At 39.6% G+C, this 1,011-nt stretch carries 2 protein-coding genes; both read right to left on the bottom strand.

Going from position 1 to position 1,011, the window contains the following annotated elements:
• On the bottom strand, window positions 1–600 hold a 600-nt coding region (locus ACTQXY_RS15480), incomplete at its 3' end, for an IS3 family transposase (RefSeq protein WP_441660210.1).
• A gap of 29 nt (window positions 601–629) precedes the next feature.
• Entirely contained in the window at window positions 630–914 is a 285-nt protein-coding gene (locus ACTQXY_RS15475) for a transposase (protein ID WP_004614360.1), read from the bottom strand.
• Window positions 915–1,011: the final 97 nt, after the last annotated feature.

Below are 1,011 nucleotides of genomic sequence, written 5' to 3'. Positions count from 1 at the left end.
TTTTGAGACATACTGACTCCCACGGTCTGAATGCAGAATTAAAGGCTCATCAATATCGCGTCTTGCTTTTGCTTTATTTATTGTTTCAATCACGCAGGATACTTCCAATGTTTTAGAAAGCGTCCAGGCAATGATTTTTCTGGAATATAAGTCCATAATACTGGTTAGATAAACAAATCCGTCTATCGTCCAGATATAAGTAATATCAGAACACCAAACAGCATTTGGACGTTCTGGATTAAACTGTTCATCAAGGATATTTTTCAATTCGCTGCTGAAGTCAGAATCTTTGGTTGTGATGGTCCATGGTTTGACCCACTGGGCTTTGATGCCCATTTGCTTCATATACTTACCAACGGTACGTTCGGAGATGATTTCTCCTGCTTTGCGCAATTCCTTAGTAATTTTAGGGGCACCATAGTTCTGTTTTGATTCATCATAAATATCCTGAATTTTAGTTTTTACGGCTTCACGTCTTTTTTCTGTATTAGAAGGAACACGTTTTAGCCATGCGTGATAACCAGAACGAGAAACGCCAAGATATTTCAACATTCCGGAGACAGAAACTCGGCGTTTTGCCTTATGGGCAGTTTCTGCCATCTCTGTAACTTCGAGATAAATGGCTTCTGTCATTTTCCCAGAATGTTGATTGCTTTTTTTAATACTTCAAGGGCATCCTGTGCATCTCGTAATTCTCGTTTCAATCGTGCGATTTCTTTGGCTTCATCAGAAGCATAGTTGCCGGAACCACGGCTTTCAATATCACCTGTTTCACGCAGCTCTTTCTGCCAACGTGATAATGTCTGCTGACTGATTCCTAAGTTCGTAGCACAACCTTGTAGTCCTAAGTTTCTATGGTCGTGATAGTACTGGACTGCGTCCAGCTTAAATTGTTTGTCATAGTGCTTTGCCATAATGAGATCCTCCTTCAGTGCGATACTTACATTGTACCATGATTTTTCTTATAAGGAATTCTCATTTTGACTTGTACTATTTATATTCTAGCACCAA

Source organism: Faecalimonas sp. LCP19S3_D12 (assembly GCF_052121495.1).
Taxonomy (GTDB): Bacteria; Bacillota; Clostridia; order Lachnospirales; family Lachnospiraceae; genus Faecalimonas.
Note: the sequence above shows the minus strand (reverse complement) of the source record. Positions and strands in the feature narration are given on the sequence as shown.